Source organism: Mangrovimonas sp. YM274 (assembly GCF_030908385.1).
Lineage (GTDB): Bacteria > Bacteroidota > Bacteroidia > Flavobacteriales > Flavobacteriaceae > Mangrovimonas_A.
Genome location: NZ_CP133091.1, coordinates 2,695,392 through 2,711,378 on the forward strand (window position 1 = coordinate 2,695,392; position 15,987 = coordinate 2,711,378).

The following is a 15,987-nucleotide window of genomic DNA, read 5'->3' on the forward strand; positions in this document are numbered from 1 at the left end:
GAGAAGGCACTACGCCGTCACCATGAGCTTGCCGAAGGGGCCAGTAGTCACTACTCTTTACTGGCAAATTTTAAGATTTATTTATAGAATTTTCTTACGTATCATTAATAAAAACGACTAATTTCATCAAAAAAACATACAACACATATATCTCCAACAATATGAAAAAAGCACCAACTACCCTATTAATGATCTTTGCTCTAAATTCCATTTTTGCTCAAATCGAGAAAAACATTCACGAATTGAATTCAATGGAAAGTCTTTTAACCAAAGATGTCAAAGAAATTTTAGACTCAAATTTAGCAGGCAAAAAAGTTGTTTTTTTAGGAGAAGCAGAACACCACATTGGCTCAGATTTTTTAGCTAAAACTCAATTTGTAAAGTATTTAGTTCTAGAAAAAGGATATAAAGACATTGCTTTTGAAGCCGATTTTTTCGGGCTATATTTTGAGCACGATAAAATTAACCTGTACTCCTTTTGGTCTCGCTCCGTACAATGCGAAGAACTATTTGATTTTTTAAAAGAACACAATGTAACAATTTGGGGGTTCGACAATCAAATGGGCTCTGGATATACTTGGGATAATTTCACCAGAAAACTGACTGAATTCCTAAAAACTAACTCGATTAGTTTTAAAGAAAATTTCATTGCAACAACTGAAAATTACATCAAAAACAGACAAAAGGCCAACAGCGTTCTTGGTAAAACAGATCTAGAATATTTAGTCTATGAAGTTGAAAAACTATTAAAAGATGACAAAGTTATTCAAGACAAACTTTGGCATCAATTTTTAGAAAGTTTCAAAAGTGATATTATCATAAATTCGACACACTCCAGAATTGCAAAAGCAATCCCTGTTCGGGATAATCAGATGGCAAAAAATCTTGATTTCTTGGTTAAAACAATGCCCGAAAAAAAATTCATTGTATGGTTAGCCAATGCCCATATGGCAAAATATGAATACGATTTTATGAAAGGCCAAACTATGGGAGGCCAGTTTGTAAATTTAAATCCAAATATCTCGTATCATATTGCAATTTCATCAATCCATATGCCCTACAGAACAGGAAAAAAAATAGAGAAATGGAGCAATGACCAAGAAAACCTACTGAACCTCCTACCATCAACTGAAAACAACTACTTCATCGATTCCAAACAGCTCATTGCTGATCATCCAGATTATGTAGAAAAGAAATTTGAGGGAATGTTCAACCTTGAAGAAAACAAAACCAATTGGTTCAAGCATTTTGACGCCCTAGTTTTTGTTGGAAAAGGAGAAAAAGTAAAATATCCTGAAATAAAATAAAATATTATTGCCAACCCCACTGGTGCACGAAATCGAAGGTTCAGCGAAGCTAATGTATCGCATTCCATAATTATATCCGAAGAACTCAATACCCAATACTCACATCTAACCACTAAAATTCAATCCACAAAAAAAGCCGAACATGTCTGTTCGGCTTTTTGTCGGGGTGGCAGGATTCGAACCTGCGACCTCCTGCTCCCAAAGCAGGCGCGATAACCGGGCTACGCTACACCCCGAGTGGTTATCTAATCCATTAAGAACATCACAATGCCCTTAAATTGGGTGTGCAAATATATAGCTTTTCTTGAAAAACCAACAACATTTATTCATAAATTTAAAAACCTAAGAAAATTGCCTAATGACACTCAAAAAACTAGTAGCTGTAGGAGTGCTTATGTTTACCCTATACTCCTGTGCCCAAAACAATACGCAAACTAATGACAACCATAGTTATGAGCTGGTAGTTCCCGACCTTCAGATTCCATGGGGGTTTGTGTTTTTACCGGATAACGCGATGCTCATCACCGAAAAAAAAGGAGATATTATTCATTTTAAAAACGGTGTAAAAACCATTATCGAAGGTGTCCCTGAGGTCTACAACCGTGGTCAGGGAGGTCTTTTGGATATCCAACTCCATCCCAATTACAAAAACAATGGTTGGATTTACATCACTTACGCTTCCTCTGAAGGAGACGACAAAGGAGGCAACACCGCCCTAATGCGTGCCAAACTTAAAAACGATACTCTAGTTGAAAAGCAATTATTGTATAAAGCAACGCCCAATACTACGAATGGCCAACATTTTGGGTCACGTATCCTTTTCGACAACAAAGGAGATCTCTATGTCTCCATAGGAGAACGCGGCAACAGAGACGAAAACCCTCAAGATCTGAGTCGCGATGGGGGAAAAATATACCGATTTCATGACGATGGAAGCATTCCTTCGGACAACCCTTTTATCCAGACGCCAAATGCCAAACCCGGCATCTATTCTTACGGCCATCGCAACCCGCAAGGAATGGCCCTACACCCTAAAACCGGAGAAGTATGGATCCACGAACATGGCCCTAAAGGAGGAGACGAAATCAATATCATAAAGCCTGGAGCCAACTACGGATGGCCAAAAGTAAGCTATGGTGTAAATTACAGCGGCACTAAATTTACCAAGCATACGTCGCTACCGGGTATGGAACCTCCCAATCATTATTGGGTACCTTCAATAGCCCCTAGCGGAATGGCCTTTATCACAAGCAATAAATATCCTGAGTGGAAAGGAAATTTATTGGTAGGATCCTTAAAATTTCAGTACCTTGACAACTGTTACTTGAACCACGATAAAGTTATCAAGGAAGAGCGTCTATTAGATGGATTGGGGCGTGTGCGTTCTGTGGTTCAAGGACCGGATGGCTACATTTATGTAGGAATTGAAAACTTAGGAATTGTGAAACTATTACCCTCAAAACAATGAATCTTTACACACTCTTTATGGCACTCTTTCTCTCCTTGGGAGCAAACGAGTATACTTCCGTTCAAAATGCATCACACCAAGAAAGTATTAAAAAAGGTAAAGTGGTATATGAAAACTTTTGCATGACTTGCCACATGGCCAATGGCGAAGGTATTCCTAGAGCCTTCCCTCCCCTTGCAAAAGCCGATTATCTTATGAACAATAGAAAAGAAAGCATCAAAGCTATAAAATATGGACTCTCGGGCACAATTGTGGTTAATGGCGATACCTTTAAAGGTTCCATGGCGCCCTTAGGACTATCTGATAAAGAAGTGGCCGATGTTATGAATTACATTACCAATTCATGGGGCAACAAAAATGACAAAATGGTGACCGAAAAAGAAGTTTCGGAAATTCGCCCTTGATTATTCTTGTAAATATTTAAATTTGCTTCATCAATTAAAGAGGAATTATGCTAATTATAGGGATTGCAGGAGGAACCGGCTGTGGCAAGACAACGGTAGTAAACCAGATACTCGAACAATCACCTGATGGGGAGATTGGTATAATATCGCAGGATTCTTACTACAGAGACACCTCGCACCTGACTTTTGAGGAGCGTTCCGCCATCAATTTTGACCATCCAAGGTCCATCGATTTTGAATTGCTGGAGGAACACGTAAAAGAACTAAAACAAGGAAACGCCATCGAACAGCCAATCTATTCCTTTGTAAAGCATAACCGTACGGGCGAAACCCTAAAAACCTACCCTACAAAAGTGATGATTGTTGAGGGCATTTTAATACTCACGCACCCAGAATTGCGCAAACTGTTCGATATTAAAATCTATGTGCACGCCGATAGCGACGAACGCTTGATTAGACGTTTAAAACGGGATATCTCAGAGCGAGGAAGAGACTTGGACGAAGTCCTGTCACGCTATCAGGACACCCTAAAACCTATGCACCAACAATTTATTGAACCTACCAAGGAATATGCCGATATCATTATTCCTAACAATAAATACAATACGGTGGCCATAGACATTGTAAAATCCATTATCAACCAAAGTTTATAATCGCGTTGACCTTTAAAATTAAATACCTTAAGCCCCTAAAAAATCCATACGTGCTCCTGCTTTTGGGCTTTGCTGTTTGGATGCTCTTTTTTGATGCCAACTCTTGGTTTATACATCATGAACTTAATACCGACATAAAAGAATTGGAAGATGAAAAAGAATACTATAAAAAAGAAATCGCCAAAGACAAAAAAGCGATCAAAGCCTTAAGTACCGAGGAAGGACTTGAAAAATTGGCTAGGGAAAAATATTATATGAAAAAAGCTGACGAAGAAATATACATCATTGAATATGAAGACAGCTTAACAAAACAATCTTACCATGACTAAATTGGCGTTTAACGAATTTAAGGAAGTTTCGTCTAAACAATGGAAACAAAAAATACAGGTAGACCTCAAGGGTGCCGATTATAACGACACGCTTATTTGGAACACCAACGAAGGTATCGATGTTAGGCCGTTTTACCACTTGGATGAAATGGAACAAGCATTTCCAACCCCTGAAACCCAAGCCTCACAATGGACCATCAACCAGACCATTTTTGTGGCAGATGTAGAAAAGTCCAATGCCAAAGCTAAAGAGGTTTTAGAACGAGGAGCCGAAACCATTACCTTTATCATTCCCTCTTCAGGAATTAATCTTTCCACCTTAATGCAAGGCCTGCTCAATACGCACACAGTCTTTCATTTTACGCTACAGTTTTGTTCCGATGCATTTGTCAAAGACCTTAAAAAGCTCTTGGGCAATACTCCTTTTTTCGTCCATATAGACATTATAGGCAATTTGGCAAAAACAGGAAATTGGTACCGTAACCTCAATAGTGATTTTGAAGCCTATAAAAGCATTGTAGCTTTAACTAATGGCATTTCCATTAACGTGGGACTTTATCAAAATGCAGGAGCCAACCATATACAGGAGTTAGCATATGCCATAGCACATGCCACCGAATATCTCAACCACTTGGAAGGTCACAAGACCATTACGCCCACATTTCATGTGGCCATTGGCAGCAACTACTTCTTTGAAATTGCTAAACTTAGAGCCCTGCGCCTACTTTGGGCTTCCCTCGCTGCAGAATATGGTGTTGCGGAGTCCTGCTACATTGTAGCCACCCCTACCAAACGCAACAAAACCTTGTACGATTACAACACCAACATGCTTCGTACCACCACGGAGTGTATGGCAGCTGTTTTGGGTGGAGCCAATACTGTAGGTAATTTAGCCTACGACGCTATTTACCACAAGGACAATGAATTTGGCGAGCGTATTGCGCGCAACCAACTCTTGGTACTGAAACATGAAAGCTATTTCAACAAAGTAAACAACCCTGCCGATGGCGCCTACTATATAGAACAACTCACCGAACAATTAGCTGACAAGGCATTGGAGTTGTTTAAGGACATAGAACAACAGGGAGGCTTGTTACAACAATTGAAGGAAGGCACCATTCAACGAAAAATTAAAGAAAACGCTACCAAGGAACTGGAAGCTTTCAAAAGCGGCGAATTGGTACTATTAGGCACCAACAAACACCCTAACCCGGAGGATAAAATGAAAGACGAGCTGGAACTTTACCCTTTTGTAAAAACCAATCCGGTAAAGACCCTTATTCCACCAATCGTAGAAAAGCGTTTGGCCGAAGCTTTGGAACAACAACGAATCAAATCAGAATAACCAAATCATTTTACATTATGAAATTTAAATTAGTGACCTTATCAGTAATCTTAAGTTTTACATTATTCAATTGCAAGCAGGAATCCGCTGCTCCGGAGTTCCCATTACTATACGCCAACCGCAACGAAATCACACAATGTGCCACAAAGGACTCCTTACTGTTGAACGAGGCTCTGCAATCTTTCGAAACAGACCTTTTGGACACCTATGGTGACGAAAGAAAGAACAGTAACAGAGCGTATACCCAATTCTTTAATGCCATAAGAACCAAAAGAATTGACTACACCGTAATGGCCTCTGACCACACAAAGCAAATCATGGAAGCCTTAAAAACCCAACCTGGGTTATGGACCACAGATGGCACCGAATACAATTTAAACTATAGCAACCCTATCGTTGAGTGTATCGCCACAAACATGACGGACTCTGGTTTTAAAACCACCTTTAATGCCTTATTGGACACTAACAGCATGAGCTACAGAATGTACAGTGAAGCCATTAGAAAGCAAACTACAATGCTAAACAAAGACAAATATTTAGCGCTTTTTGTAGCCTTGGATATGTATTACGCCAAATTATTTAATGTAGATTTTGCCAAAGCAGAGGCAGCTGCATCAAACATCGATTTTAATGCAAAACCTCCTAAAAAAGAGGACAATCACGAAGGACACAACCACTAATTAGGTTAAAATCGCTGCCTCACAAAGAAAGCATAAATAAACACCCTGCTAAGAAGCAGTACCTAATGAAGTAACAGGTCTTCAAAAAAGATACGAAATGCAAAGAAAAAATCTTCAACATATCACCCTTAAAAGGACCACTAAACCTCAAGAAAAGAGCGGCCAGGATGCTTTTCAAACAGCCGAAGGGATCCCAGTAAAACCCACCTATACCAAAGCTGATTTAGAAGCGGTAGACCACCTAAACTTTGTCGCTGGAATAGCGCCCAATTTAAGAGGTCCTTACAGTACCATGTACGTAAGACGCCCTTGGACCATACGTCAATATGCTGGTTTTTCCACAGCACAGGAAAGTAACGCCTTTTACAGAAGAAATTTGGCCGCTGGACAAAAAGGGCTCTCCGTTGCCTTCGATTTGGCGACCCACAGGGGCTATGACTCAGACCACGAACGTGTGGTAGGTGATGTAGGGAAAGCAGGGGTAGCCATAGACTCCGTAGAAGACATGAAAGTGCTTTTCGACCAAATTCCATTGGACAAAATGAGCGTTTCCATGACCATGAACGGTGCTGTATTGCCCATTATGGCATTTTATATTGTCGCGGCCGAAGAACAGGGAGTAAAACCAGAACAACTTTCCGGAACCATTCAAAATGATATCCTTAAGGAATTTATGGTGCGTAATACCTACATTTACCCACCTACCCCTTCCATGAAAATTATCTCGGATATTTTTGAATATACCAGCCAGCACATGCCAAAGTTCAATAGCATTAGTATTTCCGGCTACCACATGCAAGAAGCCGGAGCTACCTGCGATATTGAATTGGCATACACTTTGGCCGATGGATTGGAATACATAAGAAAAGGATTGGATGCCGGTATGGACATCGACACCTTTGCGCCTCGCCTATCCTTCTTTTGGGCCATTGGAATGAACCATTTTATGGAAATTGCCAAGATGAGAGCTGCCAGAATGCTCTGGGCAAAACTCCTCAAACAATTCAATCCTAAAAATGAGAAATCACTGGCATTGCGTACCCACTGTCAAACATCCGGATGGAGTTTAACAGAACAAGACCCCTTTAATAATGTAGCTAGAACCTGCATCGAAGCAGCCGCAGCAGCGTTTGGAGGCACACAATCCCTGCATACCAACGCTCTAGATGAGGCCATTGCCCTCCCAACCGATTTTTCGGCACGAATTGCAAGAAATACGCAAATTTATCTTCAAGAAGAAACCCATATTACCAAAACGGTCGACCCTTGGGGCGGTAGCTACTATGTAGAAAAGCTTACCCATGATATTGCTGAAAAAGCTTGGGCACTAATTGAAGAAGTAGAAGCCCATGGCGGGATGACCAAAGCCATCGAAGCCGGTATTCCTAAAATGAGAATCGAGGAAGCAGCCGCTCGCAAACAGGCGCGTATCGATTCTGGACAAGATATCATTGTTGGTGTCAACAACTATAGACTAGAGCATGAAGCGCCAATACAAACCTTGGAGGTTGACAACCAAACAGTACGAAACCAACAGATAGATCGTTTAAATAACCTAAAGGCAAATCGCAATACCAACGCTGTAGAACAGGCGCTAGTCCAATTGACGGATGCTGCCCAAAATGGTTCTGAAAACCTTTTGGCATTGGCAGTTCAAGCCGCGCGCGAACGTGCCACTTTAGGAGAAATCAGTGATGCTTTGGAAACCGCATTCGGACGCTACAAAGCTCAAATAAAATCTTTTTCAGGAGTGTACAGTAAAGAAATAAAAGACGACAATTCCTTTAATAAAGCTAGGGAATTAGCCGATAAATTCGCCGAACAAGATGGCCGAAGACCCCGCATCATGATTGCAAAAATGGGACAGGACGGTCACGACCGCGGTGCTAAAGTAGTAGCAACCGGTTATGCCGATATTGGTTTTGATGTAGACATTGGTCCTCTGTTCCAAACACCTCAGGAAGCAGCCAAACAAGCCGTTGAAAATGACGTGCATGTGCTGGGAGTTTCTTCCTTAGCTGCTGGGCACAAAACCTTGGTTCCACAAGTAGTAGAAGCCCTAAAAGCCTATGGAAGAGAAGACATTATGGTTATTGTAGGAGGTGTCATCCCAAAACAGGATTATCAATATTTATTTGATGCAGGAGCCGCAGCCGTGTTTGGCCCCGGAACAAAAATTAGTGATGCTGCTATTAAAATATTGGACATTTTGATGAACGAATAACAATTACATCCCACATATTGCCCCAAAAACACCTTGCGAGCCCAAGACTACATTGAAAATAAACGTTTAACGTTTGTTAACAATTTCCGTTTTTTAAACTCGCAAATAATCGTATTTTTACCATGACAAAAACCAAATCAATTAATGGGTAAAATCATTGCAATTGCAAATCAAAAAGGAGGCGTTGGAAAAACAACGACCTCGGTAAACTTAGCCGCTTCATTAGGTGCTTTAGAGAAAAAAGTATTGCTTATCGATGCTGATCCACAGGCCAATGCAACCTCAGGACTTGGTATTGATGTTGAAGGCATTGAAGTTGGAACCTACCAATTATTGGAGCATACATTGTCTGTTGAGGAATGTATCATGCCCACCGAATCTCCGAATGTTGATATCATTCCTGCGCATATCGACTTGGTAGCTATCGAAATTGAATTGGTAGATAAAGACCAACGCGAATACATGATGAAAAAGGCCATTGGCCATTTAAAGTCAACTTATGACTATATCTTGATTGACTGTGCCCCTTCTTTGGGCCTTTTGACCTTGAACGCCCTTACTGCTTCCGATTCGGTGGTAATTCCTATTCAATGTGAATATTTTGCTTTGGAAGGTTTGGGCAAACTGTTGAACACGATCAAGAGTGTTCAAAAAATCCACAACCAGGATTTGGATATCGAAGGCATGTTATTGACAATGTACGATGCCCGTTTGAGATTGTCCAACCAAGTGGTTGAGGAGGTTCAAAAACACTTTAGCGATATGGTGTTTGAAACCATCATCCAGCGTAACGTACGTTTGGGAGAAGCGCCTAGTTATGGTGAAAGCATCATCAACTATGACGTGACCAGTAAAGGAGCCGTAAATTATTTAAATTTGGCGAAAGAAATCATTAAAAAGAATGAGTAATGGCGAAGGCAGTAAAAAAACAGGCCTTAGGAAGAGGACTTTCCGCACTTCTTAAGGACCCCACTAATGATATAAATTCAGTTCAAGATAAAAATGCCGATAAAGTTATTGGCAATATTGTGGATTTGGACATTATGTCCATTGAAATCAATCCATTCCAACCCCGTACCAATTTTAACGAAGAGGCCCTTCGAGAATTGGCCACTTCTATCAAAGAACTTGGGGTCATCCAACCTATCACGGTTAGAAAGTTAGATTTCAACAAATACCAATTGGTATCTGGAGAGCGTCGTTTTAGAGCTTCCAAACTATTGGGCTTGGAAACCATTCCTGCCTACATCCGTATTGCCAACGACCAAGAGTCTTTGGAAATGGCTTTGGTGGAGAACATCCAACGTCAGGATCTGGATCCTATAGAAATAGCTCTGTCCTACCAACGTTTGATTGACGAAATCAACCTGACTCAGGAACAAATGAGTGACCGCGTAGGAAAAAAACGTTCTACCATTGCCAACTACTTGCGTTTGTTGAAATTGGATCCAATCATCCAAACAGGAATGCGTGACGGCTTTATTTCTATGGGACATGGTCGTGCGATCATTAACATTGAAGACCAGAACGCCCAATTGGAGATTTACGAAAAAATCATTTCCAATAAATTATCCGTACGTGATACCGAAGCTCTGGTAAAAACTTACCAAGAAGAAAAAACCGTTAAAATACCAAAAAGTAAATCGGCTCAGCAAGAATTACCGGTGTTCATCAAAGATGGTATTAAAGAGTTCTCGGAATACTTTGGACACAAAATTAACGTTAAAGTTTCCAAGAATGGTAAAGGAACAATTTCCATCCCCTTCCATTCCGAAGAAGATTTTAACCGTATGCAAAAATTAGTCAAAGGTGTCAAATAAGCTTTTTTATAGTACGCTTTTTTTCATCCTATGTCATTTTTCAGGTAACGCTCAAACTCAAACGGACAGTACCGCTGTAGAAACCGACCTTATGGTGGTTCAAGACAGTGTAAAACGACGTCCGTTGAATATTTTGGCGCCTTCAAAGGCTGCTTTCTATTCTGCTGTGTTGCCTGGTTTAGGACAGGCCTACAATAAAAAATACTGGAAAATCCCTATTGTTTATGCAGCATTGGGAACCGGTATTTACTTTTATGTGGACAATAGCAAACAGTACGATCGCTATCGCGATGCCTACAAACGCCGGTTGGCCGGTTTTAAGGATGATGAATTTTGGGGAGAAGATAGCGAGGGCAATCCCCTAGACTCGCCTCGCCTGTCCAACGATGGCCTTGTTAGAGCCCAAAAAACGTTACGAAGCAACAAAGAAGTGTCACTATTGGTGACCTTGGGACTCTATGCCTTGAATATTATAGATGCCAATGTCGATGCGCATTTACTGCAGTACAATATCGACGAAAACCTGGCATTAAAACCGCACTTTAAATATAACGAACAAGATAATAGTTCCGATTTGGGACTTACCCTCAATTTTAAATTTTAGATCATGAAAATAGCCTTATTGGGATACGGAAAAATGGGAAAGGCCATCGAAGCCATTGCCATAGACCGTGGACACTCTATTGTAATTAAAGCCAATGCCGATACCGATGATTATGATATTACCGAAGCTGATGTAGCCATAGATTTTAGTGTTCCCTCTTCGGCATTTAAAAATATTTCAAGGTGCCTTAGCAACGGGGTGCCTGTCATTTCTGGAACCACAGGATGGCTACAGGACTATGACAAGGCAGTTGAGCTTTGTAATGCCAATGAAGGTGCCTTTATTTATGCGTCTAATTTCAGCCTTGGTGTCAACCTCTTTTTTGAGTTGAACCGTGTGTTGGCCAACTTGATGAAAGGACAACCGCAATACCAAGTGAGCATGGAGGAAATCCACCACACTCAAAAATTGGATGCCCCTAGCGGAACGGCCATTACACTAGCCGAAGGAATTATCGACAACAATGCCACCTACAACAATTGGACTTTGGAAGCGCCTCAAGAGGACCAAATCCAAATTGAAGCGAAACGTATTGCCGACGTTCCGGGAACCCACGTAATCAACTACGATTCTGAAATTGATTCCATTCAAATTTCACACACGGCGCACAACCGTCAAGGGTTTGCTTTGGGAGCTGTGATTGCTGCGGAATGGATTGTTGGAAAAAAAGGTGTATTTTCGATGAAAAATGTGTTAAACATTGGTTAAGGAGCGCTTTCTTCTTACCATTTTCAATACATTTTAACCCACTAAACTATAAAACATGACATTATCACAATGGTTTATCTTTTTCCTTGCCGTACAACTAATTCACGGCTTGGGAACCTGGAAACTTTATGTTAAAGCAGGACGTCAGGCATGGGAAGCATTTGTTCCCGTATATAACGCCGTCATCCTCATGAAAATCATTAACAGACCTTGGTGGTGGACCATTTTGTTATTTGTTCCTATTGTGAACCTAATCATGTTTCCGGTAGTTTGGGTGGAAACAGCCAGAAGCTTCAAAAAAAATTCTACCACCGATACCCTTTTGGCAGTTGCCACTCTAGGATTTTACAATTACTATTTAAACTATGTAGCGGACGTTACTTATGTTGAAAACAGAGATTTACATCCACGAACTGCTTTAGGAGATTGGGTGAGCTCTATCTTGTTTGCCATTGTGGCTGCAACCATTGTGCACACCTATTTTATCCAACCCTTTACCATTCCTACCTCCTCTTTGGAAAAGACTCTTTTGGTAGGAGATTTCCTGTTTGTAAGTAAGGTAAACTATGGAGCTAGAATCCCAATGACAACAATTGCCGCGCCTATGGTACACGATACCATTCCTGGTGCCAAAATAAAATCGTATATCCCAAAATTTGAATTGCCCTATTTAAGGCTACCTGGTTTTGAAGATATTGAGCGTAACGATATTGTGGTGTTCAATTGGCCTGTAGATACCATGTTGGACATGTATCACACGGACAAGTATTACTACAAACCGATCGACAAAAAGACCAACTATGTAAAACGTTGCGTGGGAATTCCAGGGGATTCTTTGGAATTAAGAGATGGCTATGTTTACATCAACGGAGAGCAAAATGACCTTCCAGATCGTGCCAAGCTGCAATTCTCTTATGAAATCTCTTTTAAAAGAGGCCTTCAAACCCAAGAAATTCTATCATTACTAAATAGATATGACATTTCTGATGGTTTCCGAATGAGAACTAGAGATATCACAGATTGGATTTGGGTTCCTGCAGCAAGTGATGAAGCCATCGCACGCTTAAAAAATCATCCGGATGTAGCCAATATCGCCACAACAAAACAGCCTAAAGGAGAACGCTCTCCCGGGATTTTCCCGAGTAATGTTGCCTACAACTGGAACAACGACAATTTTGGACCATTGTATATCCCTAAAGAAGGAGCGACCATTGATTTGAACCTTGAAACATTGCCACTTTACAAACACTTAATTACCCATTACGAAGGGCATAAATTGTCTGTAAATGGAAACCAAATCCTTGTAGATGGACAACCTACTACTAGTTACACTTTTGCCAAGGATTATTACTGGATGATGGGAGACAACCGTCATAATTCACAAGATTCACGTGTTTGGGGCTTTGTACCGTTTGATCACGTGGTTGGGAAACCTGTATTTATCTGGATGAGCTGGGGCAATGGCAAACCGCGTTGGGAACGTTGGTTCACCACTGTTGAAGGCAGTGGTAAACCTACTTCCTACTTGATACCATTTTTGGTATTATTGGCTGGCTGGTTTGGCTTCAGCAAATGGAGAAAACGCAAATCACAATAAGCATTCTCTAGCTTTTAATAGATTTTTAGGTAATATGGATATTGTTATACACCCCACCTATTTTCCCAATGTAGCGCATTTTGCGGCCATGTTGCAGGCAGATAATGTTATCTTGGAAAGGTGTGACAACTATCAAAAACAGACCTACCGAAACCGCACCTATATTTATGCGGCCAATGGTAAGTTACTGTTGAACATTCCTATTAGGCATACCCAAAAAAACAGACAGCTCTATAAAGATGTAAAAATTGCCAACGATACTGATTGGCAATTGCTACATTGGAAATCATTGGAATCGGCTTATCGCACCTCTCCGTATTTTGAGTTTTACGAAGCCGATTTGGAACCTTTGTTCAAAACACCTTTTGAATCGCTTTTAGACTTTAATATAAAATGCCTAGAAGCCATTTGCGAGTGCTTACAGGTTGAGATTGCGTTCACCAACACTTCTGAATACCAAAAGGAACTCGTAGCTCCTGTAGAGGATTTCAGAAATTTGGTAAATAGCAAAAAAGAACCCTCAAGAAAATTTGAGCCCTATACCCAAGTGTTTGGAGATAAACACGGTTTTATTTCTAACCTCAGTATTTTGGATTTGTTATTTTGCGAGGGCCCTAACTCCATTACGTATCTAGAGGCTCAGAAACTTCAAAAATAATGCTACAATCATTGATACATTATGGGATTCACTTTGTGCTTCCCCTGCTGGTTGCTGTGATCTTCTTTAAACCCAAATGGTTATTGGCAACAGGTATTATGTGGGCCTGTTTTGCCATCGACCTGGATCATCTATTGGCAACCCCCATGTTTGACCCCTCGCGTTGCAGCATCAATTTCCATCCGCTCCACTCCTACTATGCTATTGCAGTTTATGCCGTACTTTCGTTTTGGAAACCAAGTAGAATTTTGGGTATAGGTCTACTCATTCATATTTTGGCAGACTCGGTAGACTGTCTACTGATGTAATTTCAGTTTCGCCATAATGGGATAATGGTCTGACAGTTCTGCGTCAAAGGTTTTAAAGCTATTCACTTCAAAATCCTTATCGGCAAGAATAAAATCGATGCGAACAGGAAAAAATTTAAAGTTGAACGTCCTCCCAAACCCGTTACCGGCCTCCACAAAGGTATCTTGAAGCTCTCCTTTTATTTCTTTATACACATAGGAATAAGCTGTATTGTTGAAATCGCCACAGACAATCATTTTATAAGGGCATTGGGCCTTATTCCTTAAGAACAGTTCCGTTTGACTTTGTTGTTGCTTAAACGTACCTCCAACGCGCTTAAACAAGTTCTCGGAAGATTCATTGGCCAACTTCTCCATGTTGGGATCAATTCTTAAAGATTGTAGGTGTACATTGTAAATGCGTATGGTATCCTTCAATTTCACAATGTCCACATATATGGCGTTGTTGGAAGAATTGGGAAACTCAATGGAGCCCGAATTAACGATGGGGTATTTAGAAAATATAGCTTGGCCACTCTTTACCTTATTTCCTGAAACCTCTTCAAACTTATGGTAATTTTTGAGCTGCATTACCTCCTCGGGACGATACTCCTGAAGCGTTATAACGTCAGGCTGCTGCTCTTGAATTAAACTTAAAATATCGTGTTTAACATCTCTATCCTTAATCCATTCAAAAAGATTAAACAAACGAACATTATAAGTCATCACAGACAAGTTACCCGCATCTTCCACATCTTTGGATGCCGAAAATTTATAGAGTGAAAACAGATAGGTGTATCCAATACTAAGCACCAAAAGCGATAAAAGCATTTGCTTTTTCACCTTAAGCAACCAATAGATGACAAATAGAATATTGAGAATGATAAGTACCGGCACAGCTAAACTTAGCACGGATAAAAAGGCAAATTTACTAGGAGAAACGTAGGGTAAAATATAGGACAGCAGCAACATGGTTGCAACCACAGAATTAATGAAGAATACTAATTTTTCAATTATTTTTAGTCGCTTCATACTGTGCTAATCTTTTCCTGCTTTAAATAAAAATGATTTTTCTTCCTTCGTCAAACTTTCATAACCACTCTTCCCTATCTTATCCAAAATAAGATCAATACGCTTTTGTTTGCTAAATTCGTTAAACTCTTCTTTGTTGTGACCGGCAAACGATTTGGATTTACGTCTATGCACCGTTTTTAAAGGCGATTTAGGTTTAAACCAGCCTTCCACCTTACTTATAACGTTTTCAAACCACCTACCAATGTCCTTGCCCTTGGTGAGCTGTTGCGCGTAAACATACCCCAACAAACTTCCTCCCAAATGCGCCACATAGCCTCCTTGGTTTAAGCTAAAAAGGCCCAATACATCTATGACTACCATGGCCACGCCAATGTACCATAGCTTAATAGTAAACATCATCAAGCGCGCTTCCTTATAGGGCATATAGGCACTTAAAAAAATAATCAACGCCCTAACTCCAGCTGAAGCCCCAACAAGTGTTCCTACATTTTTCAATTGAGACTCAGGAAATAAGTTATAGACCAACAAAAAAGCCAGACCGCCACTCAAAATTCCCAGAAAGTAAATGTTGAGAGCCATTTTAGTCCGGAAGAGGTTGAGCATCATTTGGGAAATAAAATACAGAATGAGCATATTGAGGGCAACATGCCAAAAGCCATAATGCACAAAGCCATAGGTAAATATGGACCATGGTTGGTAAATAAAATTGTCAAAACGCTTTGGGAGTTCAAACCAATGCAAGCTGGTGCCGTTTACCTTTAATAGAATAAAGGCCAAAAGAAACACAACCACGTTAATGCCTATAATTTTTTCAAAGGCATTTAACCGCTTGAGTTTATATTGTATGTCTTGACTCAAAGAAGTCATA

Annotated in this window: 17 protein-coding genes and 1 tRNA gene; 15 read left to right on the forward strand and 3 right to left on the reverse strand. The window is 40.4% G+C overall.

The features are described from left to right. Positions 1 to 161: 161 nt before the first annotated feature. Positions 162 to 1,307 (forward strand): erythromycin esterase family protein, encoded by a 1,146-nt coding sequence (locus tag RBH95_RS11585; RefSeq protein ID WP_307899751.1) that lies wholly within the window; start codon positions 162 to 164, stop codon positions 1,305 to 1,307. A 161-nt stretch (positions 1,308 to 1,468) separates the two neighbouring features. Here RBH95_RS11585 and RBH95_RS11590 read toward each other — a convergent pair. Further along, positions 1,469 to 1,543 (reverse strand) — tRNA-Pro (locus tag RBH95_RS11590). Between the two features lie 122 nt (positions 1,544 to 1,665). On the opposite strand from RBH95_RS11590, the gene RBH95_RS11595 reads away from it, so the two are divergent. From RBH95_RS11595 to RBH95_RS11660, 14 genes are all read left to right on the forward strand, one after another. After that, on the forward strand, positions 1,666 to 2,775 hold the full coding sequence (locus RBH95_RS11595) for a PQQ-dependent sugar dehydrogenase (protein WP_307899752.1): 1,110 nt from the start codon (positions 1,666 to 1,668) through the stop codon (positions 2,773 to 2,775). A 17-nt stretch (positions 2,776 to 2,792) separates the two neighbouring features. Continuing rightward, complete coding sequence (locus tag RBH95_RS11600; RefSeq protein ID WP_307899753.1) at positions 2,793 to 3,179, forward strand: cytochrome c; 387 nt, start codon at positions 2,793 to 2,795, stop codon at positions 3,177 to 3,179. Positions 3,180 to 3,226: 47 nt separating this feature from the next. After that, complete coding sequence (gene udk / locus RBH95_RS11605; protein ID WP_307899754.1) at positions 3,227 to 3,832, forward strand: uridine kinase; 606 nt, start codon at positions 3,227 to 3,229, stop codon at positions 3,830 to 3,832. 50 nt (positions 3,833 to 3,882) lie between these two features. After that, positions 3,883 to 4,161 (forward strand): septum formation initiator family protein, encoded by a 279-nt coding sequence (locus tag RBH95_RS11610; protein ID WP_307899755.1) that lies wholly within the window; start codon positions 3,883 to 3,885, stop codon positions 4,159 to 4,161. Next, complete coding sequence (locus tag RBH95_RS11615; RefSeq protein ID WP_307899756.1) at positions 4,154 to 5,506, forward strand: methylmalonyl-CoA mutase subunit beta; 1,353 nt, start codon at positions 4,154 to 4,156, stop codon at positions 5,504 to 5,506. Before RBH95_RS11610 ends, RBH95_RS11615 begins: the two co-directional genes overlap by 8 nt. 17 nt (positions 5,507 to 5,523) lie before the next feature. After that, the gene (locus tag RBH95_RS11620; RefSeq protein WP_307899757.1) at positions 5,524 to 6,186 is read left to right on the forward strand and encodes a hypothetical protein; all 663 of its coding nucleotides are present in this window, start codon (positions 5,524 to 5,526) and stop codon (positions 6,184 to 6,186) included. A gap of 97 nt (positions 6,187 to 6,283) precedes the next feature. Continuing rightward, positions 6,284 to 8,410 (forward strand): methylmalonyl-CoA mutase, encoded by a 2,127-nt coding sequence (gene scpA / locus RBH95_RS11625; protein WP_307899758.1) that lies wholly within the window; start codon positions 6,284 to 6,286, stop codon positions 8,408 to 8,410. Positions 8,411 to 8,554: 144 nt separating this feature from the next. Continuing rightward, on the forward strand, positions 8,555 to 9,319 hold the full coding sequence (locus RBH95_RS11630; protein ID WP_307899759.1) for a ParA family protein: 765 nt from the start codon (positions 8,555 to 8,557) through the stop codon (positions 9,317 to 9,319). Continuing rightward, positions 9,319 to 10,230: a ParB/RepB/Spo0J family partition protein gene (locus RBH95_RS11635; RefSeq protein WP_307899760.1), complete on the forward strand. Its 912-nt coding sequence runs from the start codon at positions 9,319 to 9,321 to the stop codon at positions 10,228 to 10,230. The genes RBH95_RS11630 and RBH95_RS11635 overlap by 1 nt, the downstream gene beginning before the upstream one ends. After that, on the forward strand, positions 10,220 to 10,834 hold the full coding sequence (locus tag RBH95_RS11640; RefSeq protein ID WP_307899761.1) for a DUF5683 domain-containing protein: 615 nt from the start codon (positions 10,220 to 10,222) through the stop codon (positions 10,832 to 10,834). The genes RBH95_RS11635 and RBH95_RS11640 overlap by 11 nt, the downstream gene beginning before the upstream one ends. 3 nt (positions 10,835 to 10,837) lie before the next feature. Further along, complete coding sequence (dapB, locus tag RBH95_RS11645; protein ID WP_307899762.1) at positions 10,838 to 11,542, forward strand: 4-hydroxy-tetrahydrodipicolinate reductase; 705 nt, start codon at positions 10,838 to 10,840, stop codon at positions 11,540 to 11,542. 55 nt (positions 11,543 to 11,597) lie between these two features. Beyond that, on the forward strand, positions 11,598 to 13,139 hold the full coding sequence (lepB, locus tag RBH95_RS11650; protein ID WP_307899763.1) for a signal peptidase I: 1,542 nt from the start codon (positions 11,598 to 11,600) through the stop codon (positions 13,137 to 13,139). A gap of 34 nt (positions 13,140 to 13,173) precedes the next feature. After that, a complete protein-coding gene (locus RBH95_RS11655) occupies positions 13,174 to 13,797 on the forward strand; it encodes a WbqC family protein (RefSeq protein WP_307899764.1) in 624 nt (207 codons plus the stop codon). Further along, positions 13,797 to 14,105, forward strand: a complete 309-nt coding sequence (locus RBH95_RS11660) for a DUF6122 family protein (protein WP_307899765.1) — start codon at positions 13,797 to 13,799, stop codon at positions 14,103 to 14,105. The genes RBH95_RS11655 and RBH95_RS11660 overlap by 1 nt, the downstream gene beginning before the upstream one ends. Here RBH95_RS11660 and RBH95_RS11665 read toward each other — a convergent pair. Next, the gene (locus tag RBH95_RS11665; RefSeq protein WP_307899766.1) at positions 14,094 to 15,116 is read right to left on the reverse strand and encodes an endonuclease/exonuclease/phosphatase family protein; all 1,023 of its coding nucleotides are present in this window, start codon (positions 15,114 to 15,116) and stop codon (positions 14,094 to 14,096) included. The genes RBH95_RS11660 and RBH95_RS11665 overlap by 12 nt on opposite strands. Positions 15,117 to 15,122: 6 nt before the next feature. Next, positions 15,123 to 15,986 (reverse strand): rhomboid family intramembrane serine protease, encoded by an 864-nt coding sequence (locus tag RBH95_RS11670; RefSeq protein WP_307899767.1) that lies wholly within the window; start codon positions 15,984 to 15,986, stop codon positions 15,123 to 15,125. Position 15,987 lies beyond the last annotated feature (1 nt).

Bases quoted from the DNA above. Each gene is read 5' to 3' on its own strand.
- RBH95_RS11585 (WP_307899751.1), top strand. From the start codon at position 162: ATGAAAAAAGCACCAACTACCCTATTAATGATCTTTGCTCTAAATTCC.
- RBH95_RS11595 (WP_307899752.1), top strand. From the start codon at position 1,666: ATGACACTCAAAAAACTAGTAGCTGTAGGAGTGCTTATGTTTACCCTA.
- RBH95_RS11600 (WP_307899753.1), top strand. From the start codon at position 2,793: ATGGCACTCTTTCTCTCCTTGGGAGCAAACGAGTATACTTCCGTTCAA.
- udk (WP_307899754.1), top strand. From the start codon at position 3,227: ATGCTAATTATAGGGATTGCAGGAGGAACCGGCTGTGGCAAGACAACG.
- RBH95_RS11615 (WP_307899756.1), top strand. From the start codon at position 4,154: ATGACTAAATTGGCGTTTAACGAATTTAAGGAAGTTTCGTCTAAACAA.
- RBH95_RS11620 (WP_307899757.1), top strand. From the start codon at position 5,524: ATGAAATTTAAATTAGTGACCTTATCAGTAATCTTAAGTTTTACATTA.
- scpA (WP_307899758.1), top strand. From the start codon at position 6,284: ATGCAAAGAAAAAATCTTCAACATATCACCCTTAAAAGGACCACTAAA.
- RBH95_RS11630 (WP_307899759.1), top strand. From the start codon at position 8,555: ATGGGTAAAATCATTGCAATTGCAAATCAAAAAGGAGGCGTTGGAAAA.
- RBH95_RS11635 (WP_307899760.1), top strand. From the start codon at position 9,319: ATGGCGAAGGCAGTAAAAAAACAGGCCTTAGGAAGAGGACTTTCCGCA.
- dapB (WP_307899762.1), top strand. From the start codon at position 10,838: ATGAAAATAGCCTTATTGGGATACGGAAAAATGGGAAAGGCCATCGAA.
- lepB (WP_307899763.1), top strand. From the start codon at position 11,598: ATGACATTATCACAATGGTTTATCTTTTTCCTTGCCGTACAACTAATT.
- RBH95_RS11655 (WP_307899764.1), top strand. From the start codon at position 13,174: ATGGATATTGTTATACACCCCACCTATTTTCCCAATGTAGCGCATTTT.
- RBH95_RS11660 (WP_307899765.1), top strand. From the start codon at position 13,797: ATGCTACAATCATTGATACATTATGGGATTCACTTTGTGCTTCCCCTG.
- RBH95_RS11665 (WP_307899766.1), bottom strand. From the start codon at position 15,116: ATGAAGCGACTAAAAATAATTGAAAAATTAGTATTCTTCATTAATTCT.
- RBH95_RS11670 (WP_307899767.1), bottom strand. From the start codon at position 15,986: ATGACTTCTTTGAGTCAAGACATACAATATAAACTCAAGCGGTTAAAT.